20 protein-coding genes are annotated in these 19,414 nt (G+C 60.5%); 7 read left to right on the top strand and 13 right to left on the bottom strand.

Annotated elements, in window-relative coordinates; all coding sequences use genetic code 11:
• The first annotated feature begins 109 nt into the window (after positions 1-109).
• Together HNR62_RS11375 and HNR62_RS11370 are read left to right on the top strand one after the other, a co-directional pair.
• On the top strand, positions 110-820 hold the full coding sequence (locus tag HNR62_RS11375; protein ID WP_204796215.1) for an AzlC family ABC transporter permease: 711 nt from the start codon (positions 110-112) through the stop codon (positions 818-820).
• Positions 817-1,134, top strand: coding sequence for an AzlD family protein (locus HNR62_RS11370; RefSeq protein ID WP_204796214.1), 318 nt, complete (start codon positions 817-819; stop codon positions 1,132-1,134). The genes HNR62_RS11375 and HNR62_RS11370 overlap by 4 nt, the downstream gene beginning before the upstream one ends.
• Before the next feature lie 269 nt (positions 1,135-1,403).
• On the opposite strand, the gene HNR62_RS11365 is transcribed toward HNR62_RS11370, so the two are convergent.
• Positions 1,404-2,324, bottom strand: a complete 921-nt coding sequence (locus HNR62_RS11365) for a phytanoyl-CoA dioxygenase family protein (protein WP_204796213.1) — start codon at positions 2,322-2,324, stop codon at positions 1,404-1,406.
• A gap of 94 nt (positions 2,325-2,418) precedes the next feature.
• Between HNR62_RS11365 and HNR62_RS11360 the strand changes: the two genes are divergently transcribed.
• The gene (locus HNR62_RS11360; protein ID WP_204796212.1) at positions 2,419-3,309 is read left to right on the top strand and encodes a LysR substrate-binding domain-containing protein; all 891 of its coding nucleotides are present in this window, start codon (positions 2,419-2,421) and stop codon (positions 3,307-3,309) included.
• 76 nt (positions 3,310-3,385) lie between these two features.
• Here the strand turns inward: HNR62_RS11360 and HNR62_RS11355 are convergent, their stop codons facing one another.
• Both HNR62_RS11355 and HNR62_RS11350 read right to left on the bottom strand, forming a co-directional pair.
• The gene (locus tag HNR62_RS11355; protein WP_204796211.1) at positions 3,386-4,768 is read right to left on the bottom strand and encodes a Na+/H+ antiporter family protein; all 1,383 of its coding nucleotides are present in this window, start codon (positions 4,766-4,768) and stop codon (positions 3,386-3,388) included.
• A 243-nt stretch (positions 4,769-5,011) separates the two neighbouring features.
• Entirely contained in the window at positions 5,012-5,602 is a 591-nt protein-coding gene (locus HNR62_RS11350; protein ID WP_204796210.1) for a DUF4202 domain-containing protein, read from the bottom strand.
• A 206-nt stretch (positions 5,603-5,808) separates the two neighbouring features.
• Between HNR62_RS11350 and hmpA the strand changes: the two genes are divergently transcribed.
• A complete protein-coding gene (hmpA, locus tag HNR62_RS11345) occupies positions 5,809-7,005 on the top strand; it encodes an NO-inducible flavohemoprotein (RefSeq protein ID WP_204796209.1) in 1,197 nt (398 codons plus the stop codon).
• 218 nt (positions 7,006-7,223) lie between these two features.
• Here hmpA and HNR62_RS11340 read toward each other — a convergent pair whose 3' ends face one another.
• The 4 genes from HNR62_RS11340 to HNR62_RS11325 form a co-directional block, all read right to left on the bottom strand.
• Positions 7,224-8,222 (bottom strand): ArsA family ATPase, encoded by a 999-nt coding sequence (locus tag HNR62_RS11340; protein WP_204796208.1) that lies wholly within the window; start codon positions 8,220-8,222, stop codon positions 7,224-7,226.
• Between the two features lie 409 nt (positions 8,223-8,631).
• The gene (locus HNR62_RS11335) at positions 8,632-8,904 is read right to left on the bottom strand and encodes a cory-CC-star protein (RefSeq protein ID WP_204796207.1); all 273 of its coding nucleotides are present in this window, start codon (positions 8,902-8,904) and stop codon (positions 8,632-8,634) included.
• Positions 8,901-10,583, bottom strand: a complete 1,683-nt coding sequence (locus tag HNR62_RS11330; RefSeq protein WP_204796206.1) for a carbon starvation CstA family protein — start codon at positions 10,581-10,583, stop codon at positions 8,901-8,903. The genes HNR62_RS11335 and HNR62_RS11330 overlap by 4 nt, the downstream gene beginning before the upstream one ends.
• A 294-nt stretch (positions 10,584-10,877) precedes the next feature.
• Positions 10,878-11,123, bottom strand: coding sequence for a DUF2960 family protein (locus tag HNR62_RS11325; protein ID WP_204796205.1), 246 nt, complete (start codon positions 11,121-11,123; stop codon positions 10,878-10,880).
• A 122-nt stretch (positions 11,124-11,245) separates the two neighbouring features.
• On the opposite strand from HNR62_RS11325, the gene HNR62_RS11320 reads away from it, so the two are divergent.
• A complete protein-coding gene (locus HNR62_RS11320) occupies positions 11,246-11,806 on the top strand; it encodes a TetR/AcrR family transcriptional regulator (protein ID WP_204796204.1) in 561 nt (186 codons plus the stop codon).
• Positions 11,807-11,937: 131 nt separating this feature from the next.
• Positions 11,938-12,303 carry a glutathione S-transferase N-terminal domain-containing protein gene (locus HNR62_RS11315; protein WP_204796203.1) on the top strand — a complete coding sequence of 122 codons (366 nt, stop codon included), beginning with the start codon at positions 11,938-11,940 and terminating at the stop codon, positions 12,301-12,303.
• A gap of 88 nt (positions 12,304-12,391) precedes the next feature.
• On the opposite strand, the gene HNR62_RS11310 is transcribed toward HNR62_RS11315, so the two are convergent.
• Positions 12,392-12,541, bottom strand: coding sequence for an entericidin A/B family lipoprotein (locus HNR62_RS11310; protein WP_239552759.1), 150 nt, complete (start codon positions 12,539-12,541; stop codon positions 12,392-12,394).
• Positions 12,542-12,809: 268 nt separating this feature from the next.
• On the opposite strand from HNR62_RS11310, the gene chrA reads away from it, so the two are divergent.
• Positions 12,810-13,952 (top strand): chromate efflux transporter, encoded by a 1,143-nt coding sequence (gene chrA, locus HNR62_RS11305; protein ID WP_204796261.1) that lies wholly within the window; start codon positions 12,810-12,812, stop codon positions 13,950-13,952.
• Here the strand turns inward: chrA and HNR62_RS11300 are convergent.
• The 5 genes from HNR62_RS11300 to zntR all read right to left on the bottom strand — a co-directional run bounded on the left by HNR62_RS11300 (position 13,927) and on the right by zntR (position 19,255).
• Positions 13,927-16,425 (bottom strand): heavy metal translocating P-type ATPase, encoded by a 2,499-nt coding sequence (locus HNR62_RS11300; protein ID WP_204796202.1) that lies wholly within the window; start codon positions 16,423-16,425, stop codon positions 13,927-13,929. The two genes, chrA and HNR62_RS11300, sit on opposite strands and share 26 nt — an antisense overlap.
• Before the next feature lie 75 nt (positions 16,426-16,500).
• Positions 16,501-16,923, bottom strand: coding sequence for a Cu(I)-responsive transcriptional regulator (gene cueR, locus HNR62_RS11295; protein WP_239552758.1), 423 nt, complete (start codon positions 16,921-16,923; stop codon positions 16,501-16,503).
• Between the two features lie 117 nt (positions 16,924-17,040).
• Positions 17,041-17,235 (bottom strand): heavy-metal-associated domain-containing protein, encoded by a 195-nt coding sequence (locus HNR62_RS11290; protein ID WP_204796200.1) that lies wholly within the window; start codon positions 17,233-17,235, stop codon positions 17,041-17,043.
• A 211-nt stretch (positions 17,236-17,446) separates the two neighbouring features.
• Positions 17,447-18,727, bottom strand: a complete 1,281-nt coding sequence (gene gabT / locus HNR62_RS11285) for a 4-aminobutyrate--2-oxoglutarate transaminase (protein ID WP_204796199.1) — start codon at positions 18,725-18,727, stop codon at positions 17,447-17,449.
• Positions 18,728-18,826: 99 nt separating this feature from the next.
• Positions 18,827-19,255: a Zn(2+)-responsive transcriptional regulator gene (gene zntR, locus HNR62_RS11280; RefSeq protein ID WP_204796198.1), complete on the bottom strand. Its 429-nt coding sequence runs from the start codon at positions 19,253-19,255 to the stop codon at positions 18,827-18,829.
• Positions 19,256-19,414 lie beyond the last annotated feature (159 nt).

Below are 19,414 nucleotides of genomic sequence, written 5' to 3'. Positions count from 1 at the left end.
ACGGCAGGATGAAAGCGACGGAGCCCCTGCCGAATTGTGACAACGCCGCCTCGCCCTTGCCGCCCCCTATGGTATGCTGTCGGCTTTCCGTTTTCACCGCAGGAACCTTATGGACACCTATGCCGAGCAGGCACGACTGGAACCCGCCGACACCTGGTTTGGCTTCAAGCAGTTGTTGCCGCTTTCCTTTTTTGTGGCCGCCTTCGGGCTGGCCTTCGGCCTGGCCGCCGCTCAGGAAGGCCTGAGCGAAGGTAGCATAGTGCTGATGAGCGCCCTGGTGTATGCCGGAACCTCCCAGTTTGCCGCACTGGAGCTGTGGGGCACCCAGGTGCCACTGGTGCCCCTGATCATCACCACCTTCGCCATCAACGCCCGTCACCTGCTGATGGGCGCCAGCCTCTATCCCTGGCTGCAGCATCTGCCGGTATTCAAGCGTTACGGCATCATGCTGTTGGCCTCCGATGCCAACTGGGCCATGGCGATGCAGGGCTTTCACAGGGGCGAGCGGGCGCTGGGCATTCTGTTTGGCGGCGGCCTGGCCATCTGGTCGTTCTGGATGCTGGGCACCGGGCTCGGCCTCTATTTCGGCAGCGCCATCGAAGATCCGTTCAGCATAGGGCTCGACATGGTGCTGGGTTGCTTCCTGCTGTCCATGACCCTGGGCGGACGCAAGGATCTGCGCACCCTGCTCATCTGGACCGTGGCGGGTGTCTCGGCGATGCTGGCCTACTGGTGGCTGCCCGCCAACAGCCATGTGGTGGTGGGCGCCCTGTCGGGTGGCCTTGTCGGTGCCCTGTGGATGGAGAAAGAGCAAAGATGAATCTGGAAACCGCCGGCACAGGTACCCTGCTGATTATCGGCATCATGGCCATCGTGACCCTGGCCACCCGCTGGGGCGGTGTCTTCGTGATGTCGCTGATCCCCATCAATCACAGAGTGCAGCAATTCATCAGCGCCATGTCCGGCTCGGTGCTGGTGGCCATTCTGACCCCCATGGCGGTCAACGGCGATATCGGCGCGCGAATGGCGCTACTGGCCACGGCGCTGACCATGCTGGTGCTGAAAAAGCCGCTGCCGGCCATTGCTGCCGGCATTATCGCCGCGGCGCTCGGCCGACAGCTCTTCGGCGGCTGATGCCGGCAGGATCAGGCGGTGAGCTATATACTCTCCGCTCATCCCCAACTCCGTAGGCGCCCATTCATTTGGCGCAAATCGGTAGGCAACGGGAGTTAAACAGGCCGTAGGTTGTGAATGAGCACCGCGAATTCCAACTTTCTGCAGTCGCCTTTATGTTGGGATTCGCTTCGCTCATCGCCAACCTACGCTCAATAACCGCACTCACAGACGACTAAAAAGGCCCGCGAAACAGCGGGCCTTTTTGATTCCTGATTAAAGCAGGTGGCTTAACGCTGCCACACCACGGGGAACCAGTCTTCCCGCATCTTGTCGCCGGTGTTCAAGCTGATGCCGTCGAAGGGCGGTGAAGTGGCGCCGCCACGGTCGATATACCGTACATCGTCACCCATGAAGCGGGTGGAAAAGGCCCGGCGACGGTTCATGGTCTGGTTGCCCGGGGCGCCGTGCACTGTCTTGAAGTTGAACAAGAGCGCATCGCCCAGTTCCATTTCGGGGATCATGATCTCGAAGTCGCCGCCATCGATGTCCGGCATTTCCATGAAATGGCTGTCTTCCTTGTACCAAGAGGCATTGGTCGACCATTTGCTCGGGCGTATCAACCTGGGCCAACGATGGGAGCCCAGCACCACCTGCAGGGCGTTTTCCCGGGTAATGGGATCCAGCGGTATCCAGTAGCTGCCGGTCTGATCGCCTTCGACACAGTAATAGGGCAAGTCCTGATGCCAGGGGGTGGCCTTGGAAGTGCCGGGTTCTTTCACCAGAATATGCTCGTGAAACACCTGTATCCGATCGGAGCCGGTGGCTTCACCGACGATGGCGGCACCCGGCGACTGCTCAATCCACCGTTTGAACTCGGGAATACGCCGCCAGTTGCAGTAATCTTCAAAGAAACGCCCGGTATCGGTAGCGGTGACGTTTTCACGGCCATGCTCGCTGGGGTCGTTCAACACCTTGTCGAAACCGGCTCGCAGGGTTTCAACCCAGTCCTTGAACACGCCCTTGATCACGATGGCGCCATCGCGCTCATAGGCCGCTTTCTGCTCCGCTGTCAGCCACTTTTTTTCGGCCGAGTGTTTTTCGGCTGAGCGTTGTTCGGCTGAGCGTTGTTCGGCTGAGCGTTGTTCGGCTGAGCGTTGTTCGGCTGAGCGTTGTTCGACCGGGTGTTGTGCGGTTACCGGCAGATTCATGCTGTATTCCTTCCCCTCTATGCGTAATGAATCGACTTTATCACCCTCACTACATAGTATAAAAATACATTTTACATATGAGGCACATAGAGAAATGGCTATTCCCTTTACCTTCCGTCAACTGAGCTATTTTGTGTCCGTGGCCCAGCACGGCAGCATCAGCAAGGCCGCCGAGGCATTGCATGTGTCTCAGCCTTCGGTATCCATCGCCATTCATCAGCTGGAAAGCCTGCTCGACCAGCCATTGTTTCAGCGCCATCGCGGCCAGGGGGTCAGCCTGACGCCCGGTGGAGAGAAACTGCTCAAGGACGCCCGCCAGATCCTCACCCTGTCCCATAACCTGCTGGCCCGGCTGCAACAGGACGACACCGAGGTGGAAGGACAACTGGTCATTTGCTGTTTTCGGGACATAGCGCCCTATTATCTACCCCGGCTGGTCAGCGAATTCGAGCGCCATTATCCAAAAATAAGAGTGGTGATGCAGGAGCAGGATCTGGCCGGGGTCAGCCAGGCCCTGAACTCGGGCAAGGCCGAGCTGGTCCTGAGCTATGCGCTGGGGCTGCCGCAGGAAGTGGACATCCGGGTACTGGACGAATTACGACCCTATGCCCTGCTGCCCGCCGGTCATCAACTGGCCGAAAAAGCCACTCTGAGCCTGGCGGAAATAGCGAAAGAGACCCTGATACTTCAGGACATGCCGCTGACCCGGGAATATTTCATGTCGCTGTTCTGGCATCGGGATCTGCAACCGAGCCATATCCACACCACCGCCTCGTTCGAGATGCAGCGGGGTCTGGTGGCCCACGGTCACGGGGTGGCTCTGTCCTGCACCCGGCCCGCCGGTGATCAAAGCTACGATGGCGCCCCCCTGGCCTGTCGACCGCTGCGGGACGAGTTTCCACCCCAGCGGGTGGTGCTGGCCCGCTCCCGTCAGTTCCCGCTCTCCATCCCCGCCCGGCTGTTTCTCGACCAGGTAGCCGGCTAGAATAATCATTCATAAAAAAGCCGGAAAATCCTGAGTTCGCTTTGAACTCAGGATTTTCCGGCTTACGGCCTACGGCTTAGAGTACCTGAGCCGCTATCCAGCCGAAGATCACCAGCGGAATATTGTAATGAATGAAGGTGGGGATCACCGAATCACGAATGTGATCGTGCTGACCGTCCGCATTCAGCCCGGCGGTGGGCCCCAGTGTGGAGTCAGACGCCGGCGAACCCGCGTCACCCAGGGCCCCGGCGGTGCCCACCAGTGCCAGCGTCGCCAGCGGTGAGAAGCCGAAGCTGATCGCCAGTGGCACATAGATGGCGGCAATAATGGGAATGGTAGAGAACGAGGAGCCAATACCCATGGTAATGAACAGGCCCACCAGCAGCATGATCAGCGCCGCCATCGATGGGCTGTTGCCGATCAGTTCACCGGAGCCGGCCACCAGCTCGGGAATCGCGCCCGATGCCTTCATTACCCCGGCAAAACCGGAGGCGGCAATCATGATGAACCCCACCAACGCCATCAGTCGCATGCCCTGGGTAAAGACATCGTCCTGATCTTTCCACTTGAACAGGCCGTTCATCGACAGCAGAGCAAAGCCCAGCAAGCCACCCAGCACCATGGAGCCGGTCATCAGCTGCACGATCAAGGCACCCAGGACGGCCGCCCCTATCATGATCAGCTGCTTGCGGCTGAGCCGGGTTTGTTTCTTGCCGTTGCTGTTACTGTTGCTGTTGTTGTTGTTGTTGTTGCTGCTATTGTCGAGCGTCGCCACCGTCTGTTGCCGGTACTCCCGTGGCCGACGATAACTGAACAGCACCGCCACCCCCAGCCCCAACAGCATGCCCAGTGCCGGCAGCAGCATGGCCCTGGGTGCCATGGACGCCGTGACCTGCATGCCCAGCTCTTCACCTGCCTGATTGACACTGTTGGTCAGAATATCGTTGAGGAAAATGGTGCCAAAGCCCACCGGCGTGGTCATGTACATGATGGTAATGCTGAAGGTAATCACACAGGCCACGGCCCGCCTGTCCAGCTTCAGCATGCTCATCAGCCCCAGCAACGGCGGCACCAGAATGGGGATAAAGGCGATATGAACCGGCACCACGGTACCCGAGGCAACGCCGACAATGAGCAGGGCGCCGAACATCAGCCACTTGACGCCGCTCAACTGGTCCGGTTCACGCCGAGAGCCAACCCAGCCCAGGGCCTTGCCGGCCACCAGTTCGGTAATACCGGTGCGCGACAGCGCCACGGCAAAGGCCCCCAGGGTGGCATAGGCCAGCGCCACGGTCGCGCCGCTGCCCAATCCTTCGTTGAAGGCGCCGATCACCTGATCGACCGACATGCCGGCCCAGAGTCCGCCCACCAGGGCGGCAACCACCAGCGAAAACACCACAGATACCCGAGCCAGACACAAGGCAACCATCACCAGGATGGCCAGAACAATGGCATTCATAGGATCCACTCCCCCATATAATTAAATCCCTTTATCGATGTTTTCTCGGTGCCCGGCAACGCCATAAAATCACAAAAAATCAACATTAAATGTACATTCATCATTCATATAGTTTGTATATACAATAGATATCTTTTTAGCTATCTACCCCGCACGGCCATGCAGCACAGGCTGCACAGAACGAATACCGCAAAGCCGCTGTCTCCCGTCTCGCTCTGAAAAAGAACAATATCCGGGGATGATTTATCCCTGCAGCGCCTTGCCCACCAGGGCCTGTATCTCGCTGCTCAGCGGAATCTGCAAGGCGGCGGCATGCCCGTCCGGCGACATTTTTCCCCAGGTCTTGCGGATGATGTCGATCAGCTTCTCCTCTTCATGGCGGGTGGCAAAGTCTTCCAGGTAATACCGGATAAACACCAGACAAATCACATCTTCCAGCGTCTGCACCTGAGGGTCCCGCTTGAGCTGCTTTTTCAGCAACAGCGCCTTGATGCGTTGCTGCTCGTCTTCGCCGTAACCGACCCTTGCCATCAGGTTCGCGGTCAGATCGCCGTGAAACTGCGCCAGTTCGCTGCGCCACCGCTTGTAACCGGCTCTGTCCATCGGATAGTCGGCCCGGGGAATACTCCAGCGTTTGATATGTTGTGCCCGACAGGCTACTTGCAGCAGTTCGGGGGCGTCAGGCGCAAAGTCGGCCAGTGTTTTGCTCATGCGCCGACTGTAGAGATACTCCTTGGGCCAGCTCTGCCCCTCGGCCTGCTCCTGATGGGGATCTTCACGATTTTCGGCATCGATCAATGCCAACACCTGCTGTAAACGGGAATCCTGAGTCATCACCTGACGTCCTGTGGGTAACAAAAAAACATTGTTACCTCTGGGCCTGCAAATGCAAGCAACAATCAAGACGTTAGCCGTTTTTAACCGGCAGCAGGCGCTTATCCACATAGATAAAGGCATATTCCATATTGATGCATATTAAATATAACTATAGAATCCACCCATAAGTTGCATTATAAATATTACTTAAGGAAAGCCTTGCCATGCTGGATAGCCGCACCATAGAGATCGTCAAAAGCACAGTCCCCCTGCTGGAGTCTGCCAACACCGCCCTGACCGAGCATTTCTACCAGCGCATGTTCCGTGACAACCCGGAGCTGAAAGACGTGTTCAACCTCAGTCACCAGAAAACCGGCCGCCAGCCCGCCGCCCTGTTTGCCGCCGTGCTGGCCTATGCCAAGAACATCGATAACCCGGCGGTATTGAGTGCGGCGGTCGAGCGTATCGCCCACAAGCATACCGGCTTTGCCATCCAGCCGGACCAGTACACCATTGTGGGTCATCACCTGCTGGAAACCATCAGGGAGCTGGCCCCCGATGCGGCTACCCCCGAGGTCATCGACGCCTGGGCCCGGGCCTACGGTGCCCTGGCCGAGATCTTTATCGGCCGTGAAGAGCAGCTGTACCAGCAAAGCGAACAGAAAGACGGTGGCTGGCGCGGTCATCGCACCTTCGTGGTGAAAGAAAAACGGGTAGAGAGCGAGCAGATCGTAAGCTTTCTGCTGGCCCCGGCCGATGGCGGTGCCGTGGCCGACTACCTGCCCGGCCAGTACCTTAACCTGCACCTGAGCAACCCCGAACTCGAACACAGGGAATACCGTCAGTATTCCCTGTGTCAGGCGCCCAACGGCCGGGAATATCGCATTGCCGTCAAGCGTGAGCCGGGCGGGGTGGCCTCCAACTTCATGCATGATAGGATGCAGCTCGGCGACCAACTGCAGGTGCTGCCGCCGGCGGGTGATTTCTTCATGGAAGTGGGCACCGAGACCCCTGTGGTATTAATTTCGGGTGGCGTTGGTCAAACACCCATGCGCGCCATGCTGGATCAATTGCTCAAGCAGGGTCACCCGGCCGACATTCACTGGCTGCATGCCTGCGACAACGGCGCCCAGCACGCCTTCAAGCAGGATATCCAGCAACGGCGCCAGGCCCATGCCAACCTGTATAGCCATGTCTGGTACCGCACTCCGGCCGAAACCGATCTGCCGCCGGAAGACTATGATGCGCTCGGCCTGATGGAGCTGAACGCGGTGAAGGACCGCATTCATCTGGACGGCGCCCACTACTATTTCTGCGGCCCCCTGCCCTTTATGGCCATGGTCAAAGACACCCTCACCGGTTGGGGCATCGCCAAAGAACAACTGCACTACGAGGTATTCGGGCCGCACCAGCAGCTCTGAAGCCCCGCCACACTGCAAGTCCGTGTATGGACACCTCGCTTCCTGCAAGTGGGGTTTCCGTTATTGTGGGTAGCCAGGATAAAACGGCATACCTATATTCGGCCTGTTTTGGTGAGCAAGTGTTGTTTTGGGGAGCAAGTGTTAGGCGTAAAGACGACCGGTTGAATAAGCGGGATCTATTCAGTGTGCTGATGGCCGTCGTCAGGCAGGATGGTGCCTCAAAGCCCGGCCTGCTCCAGCCGGCTGGCCATGTCGTTCAACCCCGCCAGTCCCTGAATGTCGGTGGGCTGCAAATACAGCGAATACCGACGAAGATCACTGAATACCCGGTCGATCTCGGCCAGGTGCGTTTTTTCCTGCGATCGCCGCTGTGCCAGAAAGGCGCCGTCGGCCTCGTCGGGCAGAATACGATTCACCACCAGTCCGGTCAGGGGCAGCTTTTCTTCCCGCAGGGCTGTGACCGCCCGCGCCGTTTCCAGTATCGGCAGCTTCTCGGGGGTGAGCACAAACAGCAGCGCGGTCTGCCCGGCGTCGGTGAGCAGTCGGCGGGTGCGCTGAAACAACCGCTGGCGCGCCAGCAGGGTGTCGGTAATGGATTTGGTACGTTCGTCCATGCCGGCGGTTTCGTGGCTGCGGGGGTCGCCAAAGGGGCTGTCCAGGTCCTTGCCCGGGGTCAGGTGATCCAGCACCTCACCCAGTTTTTCCGAACGCCGGTTGCTTTTGAGCATGCCCTGGGTCCAGGCCGCCATGGCCTCGGGCAGACTGAGCAGGCGCAGGGTGTGGCCGGTGGGGGCGGTATCGAAAATCACCAGGTCGTGGCTTTGCCGGCCTTCTTCCATCACCCGGGCCATACGTTCCAGCAGCGCCGCCTCCTGGGCCCCCGGCGACTGGCGGGTGAGGCGCATCTGCCGCTCCACCTCGCCGTACATTTCGGGCCGGGTAAAGCGCTTGAGCTGGGCCAGTACGTTAGCCAGGTGCTGCTCTACCTCGTGATCCGGATCCAGCTCCAGGCCGTCGAGATTGGGGGCCAGCCGGGTAATGGTGTCGCCAATGTCCCGGCCAAAGGCGTCGGCCAGGCTGTGGGCGGGATCGGTGGACACCAGCAGGCAGCGCTTGCCCCGGCGGGCCGCCAGCAGCGCCAGCGACGACGACACCGTGGTCTTGCCCACGCCGCCCTTGCCGCCCACCAGCAATACGCGCTTGTCGGTCAGTAACATTTCATCTCTCCAAACAGTCAGGCCGGCATGCGAAGCGACAGCAGGGTTACCTCCTTCGACACGCTTCATTGAATGCCACTCATTAAAAAGCCTGCTGCGAACATACTTAATGTTCGTTCAGGCTTTTTACTTCGTCACGGCGAGCAAGCTCGCCCCATGTACGCTCGGCACATGCCATCCCTGGCATATGACGGTCGAATACGGCAATCCCTGCTGCCGCTTCGTCAAACAAAAGCGTTGCCTGACTTGTATTACAGGCAACTGAGTGGCCGGCAGGGAGGGAAAAGGGAACAGCTCCACCGACCCTCTGCGCCAGGGATGGCGCAGCGGAGCCCCCATGGATGGGTTTACGGCGAGTCGGTGGCGCCGGCCCTTTTTCCGACCTTTGCCAAGCCAGAAGACAACTCAATCAACAGCAGCGAAAGTGATCCAGCGGCGAGTGCTCCATGCCCATGCGCTTGTGCCAGTCGTGAAATCGCTCCAGCAGCAGGGGTTGCAGCTCCAGGGTGTAATAGGAGGCCGGGTTCGGCACCCCCATCATTTCCGAAAACACCAGCAGCATAAAGAGATCGTCTTCCTCCCGCCGGGCCCGGGCAATGGCCGCCCGGTACGGGGCGTTATACACCTCTTCCGCATACCGGCTGGCCCGGTTTATCCAGGCCAGTATCCGTTTGATTTTCACGACTTGCCCTCGATCTCTTTAATCTTGTCGCTGCGCAGCCGGTTCAGGGTAGTGCCGCACTCCAGCGCCACCAGAATGGCCGCCGCCAGCACCACCAGATCCAGGCCAAACAGGAACCAGTTGGCCTGGTCGTAGAAGCTCTTGAGCTGTAGCAACAGCGCCAGCACCGTCATCACCAGCAGGAACAACAGCGGGAGCAGGGTCACCAGCATGGGCCGGCCCAGGCGTGCCAGCATCACGGTGATCACCAGCAGGGTCAGGCCCGCCAGCAACTGGTTGGTGGTGCCAAACAGCGGCCAGATCAGCAAACCACCGGAGCCGTCGCCGCCGGAGCCAAAGGCCAGCAGCAAACAGGAGGCCACCGCCAGCAGGGTGGCCGGCGCCGCTTTCTGCATCCAGTTGATTTTGTAGATAACCCCCCATTCCTGGAAAATATAGCGCTGCAGCCGCAGGCCGGTGTCCATGGTGGTGCCGGCAAACAACACCGCCATCACGGTGAGAATGGTCTGGGACAGCTCAACCTCAAAGCCCAGGCCGTTGCTCAGAATGTTGGCGCCGCCCTGCACAAAGGCGGCCACCCCACCCTGGCCAAAGCCGCTGTATATGGCCTGCCAGTCGGCCAGGGTGGCGAAACCGGCGGTGGCGGCAATGATGGCGGCCAGGGCCAGGCCGCCTTCGCCAATGGCACCGAAGTAGCCCACAAAACGGGCGTCGGTTTCCTTGTCGAGCTGCTTGGAAGTGGTGCCAGACGACACCAGACCGTGAAAGCCGGAAATGGCGCCACAGGCGATGGTTACAAACAGCAGGGGGACCAGCGAAGGCGTGCCTTCGGGCACATTGTCATTGAACGCCGGGGCCACCACCTCCGGGGCCGACAGCAGCACGGCGCCATAAAGCAGGCCCAGGCCCACAAACAGCTGCAGGCCGTTGATGTAGTCCCGGGGCTGCAGCAGCATCCATACCGGCAGCAGCGAAGCGATGGCGGCATAGACAAACAGCAGAATGATCCACTGGGCCTTGTCGGTCAGGCCCAGAAACAGCTCGGGCAACGCCAGCGGCACGGCAGGCCCGACCCAGATCAGGGCGTAGAGGGCCACCACGCCCACCACCGACACGGTGAGCAGGCCGATCATTTTGCGGTAGATCAGCTGACCGATGATCAGCGCCACCACAATGGCGCCCCACACCGGCACCACCGAGGTCTGGAACTGGGTGAGCAGGCCGGCAATGACCACGGCGAACACGGCGTTCACCATCAGCAGCACCAGGAAGATCACGATCATGAAGACGCCGCGGGCCCGCTTGCCCACCACGTCGCCGGTGAGGGCGCCCACCGATTTGGCCTTGTTGCGGTTGCTGGCCCAGATGGCACCTGCATCGTGTACCCCGGCAAAGAAAATAGTGCCGAGAGTGACCCATAAAAAGGCGGGCACCCAGCCCCAGATCACCGCAATGGCCGGCCCCACAATGGGCGCGGCCCCGGCCACCGAGGTAAAATGGTGGCCCCAGAGCACAAATTTGTTGGTAGGGACATAGTCCACCCCGTCTTCAAATTCATGGGCCGGGGTACGAAAATCCGGATCCAGCCGAAATATTTTTTCGGCCACAAATTTCGAATAGACAAAATAGCCGAGCGCCATGGCACCCAGTCCGATCAACATCAGGAATATGGCATTCATTGCGTTGCACTCCCGTCATGAGTTGTTCTTATCATTGTTAGCATTTCCGGCATCGTCAAACCGGGGCCTGAACAAGATCCAATAAAGAGGAAAAGCCACCAACAATCAATACGGTAACAACAAATTCAAATGAAACCGAAACAAGGCAGAATCATGAAACGGCGAGCCGCCGAACAAATCCAATCGAAACCACCACCCCACAATGAAATGGCAGTTAATATCACCAGCAAAAAATAAAAATCAAGAATGATACACACCCCCCTGTCACGCCGGAATTATGCTTCCCGAAAGGTATTATTCTTCCCGAAAAAGGGGGATCTGGCCGAAACCCGGCTGGCGGACATATTCTTCCCGACATTCCTGCATGGTTTTCCGGTCGTTGCGGCCGATATTGGCCGGTTGATTTTCCATGCGGCGAAACGCCGCCAGATCCATCCCTTCGGCGGCGGCGATGGCGTCATGGATGCTGTGGTGCTTGTCGTTGGCGTCGCCGATTTCTTTTTGCTGCTTGCGATAATGGTAACGGATGCGAACGGCCATGGCGGGCTCCGTAACAGGCGCCATTGTCGCTGCAAACCCCGCTCGCGCTCAGGCAAACATGTTACCCGCTCCGCCTGGTGACGCCTTCTATACTGAACACAGTCTGTCAGCCGGAACTCACCATGACCCATCTCAGCACCGAACGGGATGCCATTCTCGACACTGCCCTGCACCTGGCCCTGCACCGGGGCTGGCACGGCTTCGGCCTGCGCGAGCTGGCCGAGGCCCGGGCGCTGAGTCTGGCGGAGCTGAATCGGCATTTTCGCTCACGGGATGACCTGGCCGAGGCCCTGTTCGATCGGGCCGACGATACCCTGCTGAGCCTGCCGCTGGATCCGCAGGAGCCCATGCACGAGCGCCTGCTCACCGGCATCATGGTCTGGCTCGACTACCTGGCGCCCTACCGCCCGCTGGTGAAGGAAATACTCGGCTACAAGCTCGAGCCCGGCCACCTTCATCTGCAGGCCCACGGCGTGACCCGCATCAGCCGCACCGTGCAATGGCTGCTGGAAACCGCCGACTGGACGACCGGCGGCTGGCGCCGCACCAGCGCCGAACTCACGCTCACCGGCATCTACCTCACCGCCGTGGCCAGCTTTGTGGTGGACGCCAGCGACAACCTCAACACCACCCGCACCCTGGTGCACGGCCTGCTCGGCCGCTCCGGCCCGCTGCTGCAATAAACCCTTCTCCCCCACTGAGCCGACCATTGCCGTCTGGAGCTTGCGGCGGACAGGACAGATTGCCGAAATAGCTAAAAAACCGGCCCGTTTCCGATACAATCCCTGTTTTCATATCGCAAGAGAGAGCCGTCATGTTGGTAAAAGCGTTACGTAATGGAATCGGGGGCATACTGCAAGTGGGCGACATACTGACTCGCCCCACCAAAAAGCGGCGCTCGCCAGAAGCACAGCAGCAGGTTGATGAAGCCTGCCAACAGCTGGCGCTGTATCAGCTGCCGCGCTGCCCCTTCTGCATCAAGGTGCGTCGAAACATGCACAAGCTGAATCTGCCCATAACACTGCGTAATGTTCAGCCCGGCTCCCCCCATAGAGATGAACTGCAGGCCGGCGGCGGGCGCATCAAGTCGCCCTGCCTGCGCATAGAAGAAAACGGCGAAAGCCGCTGGATGTACGAGTCCAGCGACATCATCGCCTACCTGCAGCAACGCTTCGGCTGAGCCTGGTATTGAGCCTGGTATAAAGACACAAAAACGCCACCAGCAAACAGGGCCCGCTGGTGGCGTGTTACGGTTCGGTTTTGTCTGGTCAGTAGCTACTCTGCACATCACGAGCGGCGTCTTCCACCGCCTCGCCCCCCTGCTGAATGTCCTTGCCGGCACCGGCAAAGGTATTGCAGCCATAGAGCCCAACCGTCAGGCCTGCCGCCATCAGCACCATCATCAGTTTCTTGAACATTATCTTCTTCCTTCTTGCGGGGAATAAACATTCAAAAGTATAGCTCCCATAACATCGGGTAAACGTTGGGAGCGGGTCCTGATGATGAATCCGCCCGGTACGATCCGGCCCCGACAACCACAAGGGCACCTGGGCGGGTGGCGTCCACTTAGGTAACGAGGCAACAGGCAACAGGCAGAGTTAGCGGTTTTTTCTCATTACAATCATGAGATATTCATCGCTGGCGGCTATGATAGGCCCCTCCCCGCAATAACGGATGATTTCACTTATGCTTCAGGTGTTCTGGCAATTCTTCAAACTCGGCTGGATAAGCTTCGGCGGCCCCGCCGCTCATATCGGTTATTTTCAACGCCATTTCGTGCAAAAGCTCGGCTGGCTGCCGCAGGACCGCTTTGCCTCGACCCTGGCACTGTGTCAGTTTTTACCGGGCCCGGCTTCCAGCCAGTTGGGCTTTGCCATCGGCTATCAGCGGGCCGGACTCGGCGGTGCCCTGGCCGCCTTCGCCGGCTTTACCCTGCCCTCGTTTCTGCTGATGCTCGGTCTGGCGCTGGCCGGCCAGCACTATGCCAGCCAATATGCCAGCCAGCCGGCGGCCCTGGCCATCATCAGCGGGCTCAAGCTGTTCGCGCTGGTGGTGGTGGCCGACGCGGTACTGACCATGGCCGGCCAGTTCTGCCGCCAACGGCTGACCCTGACCCTCGCCGTGCTGAGCGCCGCCTTCCTGTGGCTGTTGCCGGGGCTGACCGGCCAGTTTGTGGTGCTGCTGGCGGCGGCACTGCTCGGTGCCCTGTTTCTTAAAAGAGAAGGCGCCAGGCCCGGCCAGCCGCTTGGTCTGAACTGGCCTTTCCTGTTGCTGTTTCTGGGCTTGCTGCTGGTGATGCCGCTGCTGGCTCTCACCGGCACCGCGGCCATTTTTGCCGACTTTTATCAGGCCGGCAGTCTGGTGTTCGGGGGCGGCCATGTGGTGCTGCCCCTGTTGCAGGGGACCCTGGCCGGTGACCTGTCGCAAGAGGTGTTTCTCACCGGTTATGCGGCGGCCCAGGCCATGCCCGGGCCCATGTTTACCCTGGCGAGTTTTCTGGGCGCCGAACTGTTGCCGACGGCGCCGATACTGGGGGCACTGATCGCCACCTTCGGGGTCTTTCTGCCGGGCTTTCTGCTGGTGCTGGCCTTGCAGCACAGCTGGCAGGCACTGGCGTCCCGGCCGCTCATGGCCGGGGCGATACAAGGCATCAATGCGGCCGTGGTCGGCCTCTTGCTGGCGGCACTGTACCAGCCGGTGTTTGTCAGCAGCGTCACCGGGGCCCCGGCACTGGCCGCCGCCGCCCTGGGCCTGCTGGCCCTGCGCGCCTTCAGATGCCCGCTACTGATACTGATCCCGGCCTTCATGCTGCTGGGGTTCTGGCTTTGAACTTTTTCAGCCGCAGGGCGTTGCCGACCACGAAGACGCTGGACATGGCCATGGCGCCGGCGGCCAGCATGGGTGACAGCTGGATGCCGAACCCCGGATACAGGGCGCCGGCCGCCACCGGGATAAGACAGACATTGTAGGCGAAGGCCCAGAACAGGTTCTGGCGGATATTGCGCAGGGTGGCCTGGCTGATGGCCAGCGCATTGGGCACGGCACGCAGGTCGCCACTCATCAGCACCACCTCGGCCGCCTCGATGGCGATATCGGTGCCGGTACCAATGGCCAGCCCCACATCCGCCTCGGCCAGCGCCGGGGCATCGTTGATGCCGTCGCCGACGAAGGCCACGGGGCCATGCTGTTCGCGCAAGCGCTTTAATGCCGCTACCTTGCCCTCCGGCATCACCTCGGCTTCCACCTCGTCGATACCCAGCCGGCGGGCGATGGCGTTGGCGGTTCCCCGGTTGTCGCCGGTGATCATCGCCACCTTCAGCCCCAGCTCGTGCAAGGCGTCGATGGCCGCCGGCGTGCCCTCCTTGATGGGGTCGGCGACGGCGATAATGGCCGCCAACTTGCCGTCGATCGCCGCATAGAGCGGACTCTTGCCCTCGTCTGCCAGCTTTTCGGCGGCGTCGGCCAGGGCGGCCGGCTCATGGCCCAGCTGTTTCATATAGCGGTCGGCGCCGACCTCTATTGTGCGGCCATTCAGGGTGGCGCTGACGCCCAGCCCCGAGTGAGCCTTGAAGTTTGCGGGCTCCAACAGACTCAGCTTTCGCTCCGTCGCGGCGGCCACTATGGCCTCGGCAATGGGATGTTCCGAGTGCTGCTCCACCGACGCGACCAACGCCAGCACCTCGTTTTCATCGAAGCCGGGCACCACCTGCAAGTCGGTCAGCTCCGGCTGGCCCCTGGTGAGGGTGCCGGTCTTGTCCAGCGCTATCACCCTGGCGTTACGCAGGCTCTGCAGGGCCTGGCCCTTGCGAAACAGCACCCCCAGCTCGGCGGCCCGGCCTGTGCCCACCATGATGGAGGTGGGCGTGGCCAGCCCCATGGCGCAGGGACAGGCGATGATCAGCACCGCCACGCCATTGATCAGCGCGAAGCTCAGCGCCGGGCTGGGCCCCAGCCACAGCCAGACCACAAAGGTCAGCGCCGCCACCGCCATCACCACCGGCACGAACACCGCCGTGACCTTGTCGACCAGTGCCTGTATCGGCAGCTTGGCGCCCTGGGCCTGCTCCACCATCTGAATGATCCGCGCCAGCAGGGTATCGCCGCCCACCCTGGTGACCTCGAAGCTCAGGGCGCCGTTCTTGTTGACGGTGCCGCCGACCACCTCGTCACCCGCGGACTTTGCCACCGGCACCGGCTCGCCGGTGAGCATGGACTCGTCCACCCAGGAGCTGCCGTCCTGCACCCTGCCGTCTACCGGTATCCGTTCGCCGGGGCGCACCAGCACCAGATCACCGACCCGTACCTGCGCCAGCGGTAATTCCAGGGTGTCACCGTTACGCTTCACCCGTGCGGTCTTGACCTGCAGACTCAGTAGTCGCCGAATGGCTTCGCCGGTGCGGCCCTTGGCCCTGGCTTCCAGATAACGACCAAGCAGGATCAGGGTGACAATCACCGCCGCCGCCTCGAAATACACCTGCCGTGTCCCTTCCGGCAGCAGAAAACCGGCGAAGGTCGCCACCACCGAAAAGCCCCAGGCCGACAGGCTGCCCAGCGCCACCAGCGAGTTCATGTCCGGTGCCGCCCGCAACAGGGCCGGCAGGCCATGTTTGAGGAAGCGCAGGCCGGGGCCGAACAGCACCAGGCTGGTCAGCACAAACTGAATGCCCCAATTCAGCGGCTGGCCCAGGGTCGCCATCAACCACTGATGCATGCCCGGCACGAAATGGGCCCCCATTTCCAGCACAAACACCGGCGCCGTCAGCCCCGCCGCCAGCCAGAAGGATCGCTTGAGCCCTTGCCGCTCCCGCTCCCGACGCACATGGTCGTCATCCCGCTCGGCAGACAGCGGCGCCGCCTCGTAGCCGGCCTTGGCCACCGCGGCCATCAGCTGTTGCTCGTCCATATTGCCGGCCAGCGCCTCTATGTGCGCGGTTTCCGCCGCCAGGTTGACGCTGGCTTCCAGGACGCCGGGCAACTGCCGCAGCGCCTTTTCCACCCGCCCCACACAGGACGCACAGCTCATGCCGATGATCGACAGCTCGAACTGCTCGGTGCGGGTCTGGTAACCGGCCTTTGTTATTGCCTCACTCAGCACGCTGATCGGGGTGTCGGCCGCCAGGCTCACCTCGGCCTTTTCATTGGCCAGGTTCACCGTCGCCTCGAGTACGCCAGGCGCCTTGAGCAGCGCCTGCTCTACCCGTCGTACGCAGGAGGCACAGCTCATGCCCGAGATCGGCAGCTGCACGCTGAGGGCCGGCGCTTTTCCGCCAGCATCGGCGGCTGTCGTAGTAAATGACGTCATGGTGTTATCCCCCCTGATGAATATCTCACGCTCACCTTAAGGCTTCCCATCATGGGAAGGTCAAGCACATAAATGCTATTTTTTGGCAGGCTCCCCGGAGAACGCCGGTTCTGGTGAAGATAACTGCTCCAGGATAGCGCAGGCCGCCCCCTCGTCACCCGGGCAGGCGGCAATCATCCGCTGCAGCGTGGCCTGCATTGCCGCCAGCTCGCGCATCTTGTGCTCTACGTCCTGCAGGTGCTGTTGCGCCACCTGTTTCACCGCCCGGCTGGACCGCTGCGGGTTCTGCCACAGGCCAAGCAGCGCCGCTATTTGACGGATGGAAAAGCCCAGCAATCGGGCCTGACGAATAAAGCTGAGCTGCTCTATATTGTGTTCGTCATACTGCCGGTAACCGGCGGCGGTGCGCCCCGCCGGCTGCAGCAGCTTTATCTGTTCGTAATGGCGGATCATCTTGGCCGAGACCCCGGCCTTTTTAGCGGCTTCACCTATATTCATCTCGACCTCCCGATGGTTCATCTCGACCTCCCGATGGCCAGGGAACTCACCGTATTCAATACCGACCGGTGAGCACAGGGGCCGGCTCGAAAGCCGGCTCTGGTGCCGGATACCAGATCATGAGGCAGGTGGGTAGCCGGCCTCGGTCAGCGCTTCGGTCAGCTGTTCGCGGGTGCAGCGGCTTTCCACACTGATAACATGGTTCAGCAGGTCGAATTCCAGCTCGCAGTCGGGATCCAGCTCAATCAGGGTCTGGTTGAGCACGCCAACGCAGTGGCCGCAGCTCATGTCGGGCAGGGTAAAACGGATCATCTGGGTTTCCTCGATTAAGTACCTTGGTAGCACCCAGTATCAACCTTACCACCATGGCAAGGTCAACTGTTTTCAGCAATATCCGGTAACCGATGTGGATTCTGGGGCTGGGGTGCCTATGCGGGCGAGCCGCAGCCTGACCGTTCTGCGCCACAGGTCCTGGATTCCCGCCTTCGCGGGAATGTTCGGCTCTGCCAGTCAGTTCTGCCCGTCAGATCAGTTCCGCCAGTGCCTGCTCCAGTAAATCCAGACCTTCACCGACCAGCTCCAGCGGCGAGGTCAGGGGCGGCAAGAAGCGGATCACGTTGCCCCGTACCCCACAAGACAGCAGGATTATTCCCTTCTCTATGCCCCTGGCCACCATCGCCCTGGTCAGCTCGGCATTGGGCTGATCCACATCCCCATCATGAACCAGCTCCATCGCCGCCATGGCGCCCAGGTTACGTACCTGGCCGATATGGTGAGGATACTTCGCCTGCAGCGCGCTCAGGCGTGTGTTCATCAGCTTGCCCAGGGCCAGCGCCTTGTTGCACAGCTGTTCTTCCTCGATGATATTCAGTACTTCCAGCGCGGCGGCGCAGGCCAGCGGAAAGGCGGCATAGGTACCGCCCAGACCGCCCGGGTTGGCGGCGTCCATGATATCGGCCTTGCCCACCACGGCAGACAGCGGGAAACCGCCGGCAATACCCTTGGCCAGGGTCATCAGATCCGGCTCTATGCCGCTGTATTCGGTGGCAAACAGCTTGCCGGTACGGGCAAAACCGGTCTGTATTTCATCACAGATCAGCACGATGCCGTGCTGATCACAGATGGCACGTAACCGCTGCAGGAAGGCCGGCGGGGCCAGATAAAAACCGCCCTCTCCCTGCACCGGCTCTATGATCAGCGCGGCTACCCGGCCCGGCTCGATATCACAGTGAAACAGCTCGTCCAGCGCCTTCAGCGACTGCTCGGCGGTCACGCCGTGATATTCGTTCGGGAAAGGCAGGTGATAGATTTCGCTCGGGAAGGGACCGAAGCCCGCCTTGTAGGGAGCCACCTTGCCGGTCAGGCCCATGGTCAGGTTGGTACGACCGTGAAAACCGCCGTTGAAGGCAATTACGCCGCTGCGCCCGGTGTGGGCGCGGGCAATCTTGACCGCGTTTTCCACCGCCTCGGCACCGGTAGTGACGAAAATGGCCTTCTTGGCCGTCTCGCCCGGCGCCAGCGCAACCAGCTTTTCGGCCAATTCCACCACCGTCTCGTAGGGCGTGATCATGGCGCAGGTGTGGCTGAAACGGCTCAGCTGCTCGGCCACCGCCGCCGTGATGCGCGGATGGCTGTGGCCGGTGTTGACCACGGCGATGCCGGCGGCGAAGTCGATATAGCGACGGCCTTCCACATCCCAGATTTCGTTGTTCCTGGCATGATCGACATAAACGGCGGCCATGTTACCCATGCCGCGGGCGAAGACGGCATCTTTACGTTGTTGCAATTGCCGATTCTTGCTCATAGCCTTGCCTCCTTAAAGCCTTGCCTGACGGATGCCCGACATTAGCAAAGAGCCTAATGTCGCTGGACCGTTTTCCATATCCGGGGACCTTAACGGCGATCAGCGGGCGTTATTCTCGGCGGTCAGTTGCTTGCCGTCCAGCGCCTCCAGAATGGAGCAATGCTCGGCGCTTTCCAGGCCGCCACAGCAGGCCTCAGACAATTGTTTGAGCGAACGACGAAACTGCTCAAGATCGGCAATCCGCTCTTCCACATCGGCAATCTTGCTATCGGCCACCGCCTTCACCTCACGACTGGTCACCTGGCAACTACCGACCTTGAGCGACAGCAACTCGTCCACCTCTTTCAGCGAAAAACCCACCCGTTTGCAGCGCAGAATGAAATGCAGCCGCCGCTTGTCATCTTCACTATATAACCGGTAGCCCGCCGGGGTGCGCAGGCTGGGCGACAGCAGCCCCTCTTTTTCATAAAAACGCAGGGTATCGGCTTTCACACCAAAGTGTTTGGCCAGCTCACCAATCCGAAACATTCGTTACTACTCCCTGCCATTCGAGGCGTGAAAATCGGGTTTTGTTACACATGAAAACTCTTGACACCAAAGCAAATAGTCACACAAGCCACGGCAAAATACAGTAGAATACGCCGCCTCTGTTCTGGCGTACCAGGCGGTTTGGTAAAGTCGGCATTA

The organism is Oceanisphaera litoralis (genome assembly GCF_016907015.1).
GTDB classification, from domain to species: domain Bacteria; phylum Pseudomonadota; class Gammaproteobacteria; order Enterobacterales; family Aeromonadaceae; genus Oceanimonas; species Oceanimonas litoralis.
The sequence above is the reverse complement of the archived record's forward strand: the minus strand, read 5'-3'. Positions and strand labels throughout refer to the sequence as shown.

Bases quoted from the DNA above. Each gene is read 5' to 3' on its own strand.
- HNR62_RS11365 (WP_204796213.1), bottom strand. From the start codon at position 2,324: ATGAATCTGCCGGTAACCGCACAACACCCGGTCGAACAACGCTCAGCC.
- HNR62_RS11330 (WP_204796206.1), bottom strand. From the start codon at position 10,583: ATGAATGCCATATTCCTGATGTTGATCGGACTGGGTGCCATGGCGCTC.
- HNR62_RS11310 (WP_239552759.1), bottom strand. From the start codon at position 12,541: ATGTTCAAGAAACTGATGATGGTGCTGATGGCGGCAGGCCTGACGGTT.
- zntR (WP_204796198.1), bottom strand. From the start codon at position 19,255: ATGTTTCGGATTGGTGAGCTGGCCAAACACTTTGGTGTGAAAGCCGAT.
- gabT (WP_204796199.1), bottom strand. From the start codon at position 18,727: ATGAGCAAGAATCGGCAATTGCAACAACGTAAAGATGCCGTCTTCGCC.
- HNR62_RS11375 (WP_204796215.1), top strand. From the start codon at position 110: ATGGACACCTATGCCGAGCAGGCACGACTGGAACCCGCCGACACCTGG.
- HNR62_RS11370 (WP_204796214.1), top strand. From the start codon at position 817: ATGAATCTGGAAACCGCCGGCACAGGTACCCTGCTGATTATCGGCATC.
- chrA (WP_204796261.1), top strand. From the start codon at position 12,810: ATGCTTCAGGTGTTCTGGCAATTCTTCAAACTCGGCTGGATAAGCTTC.
- cueR (WP_239552758.1), bottom strand. From the start codon at position 16,923: ATGAATATAGGTGAAGCCGCTAAAAAGGCCGGGGTCTCGGCCAAGATG.
- hmpA (WP_204796209.1), top strand. From the start codon at position 5,809: ATGCTGGATAGCCGCACCATAGAGATCGTCAAAAGCACAGTCCCCCTG.
- HNR62_RS11320 (WP_204796204.1), top strand. From the start codon at position 11,246: ATGACCCATCTCAGCACCGAACGGGATGCCATTCTCGACACTGCCCTG.
- HNR62_RS11315 (WP_204796203.1), top strand. From the start codon at position 11,938: ATGTTGGTAAAAGCGTTACGTAATGGAATCGGGGGCATACTGCAAGTG.
- HNR62_RS11290 (WP_204796200.1), bottom strand. From the start codon at position 17,235: ATGATCCGTTTTACCCTGCCCGACATGAGCTGCGGCCACTGCGTTGGC.
- HNR62_RS11360 (WP_204796212.1), top strand. From the start codon at position 2,419: ATGGCTATTCCCTTTACCTTCCGTCAACTGAGCTATTTTGTGTCCGTG.
- HNR62_RS11340 (WP_204796208.1), bottom strand. From the start codon at position 8,222: ATGTTACTGACCGACAAGCGCGTATTGCTGGTGGGCGGCAAGGGCGGC.
- HNR62_RS11300 (WP_204796202.1), bottom strand. From the start codon at position 16,425: ATGACGTCATTTACTACGACAGCCGCCGATGCTGGCGGAAAAGCGCCG.
- HNR62_RS11325 (WP_204796205.1), bottom strand. From the start codon at position 11,123: ATGGCCGTTCGCATCCGTTACCATTATCGCAAGCAGCAAAAAGAAATC.
- HNR62_RS11355 (WP_204796211.1), bottom strand. From the start codon at position 4,768: ATGAATGCCATTGTTCTGGCCATCCTGGTGATGGTTGCCTTGTGTCTG.
- HNR62_RS11350 (WP_204796210.1), bottom strand. From the start codon at position 5,602: ATGACTCAGGATTCCCGTTTACAGCAGGTGTTGGCATTGATCGATGCC.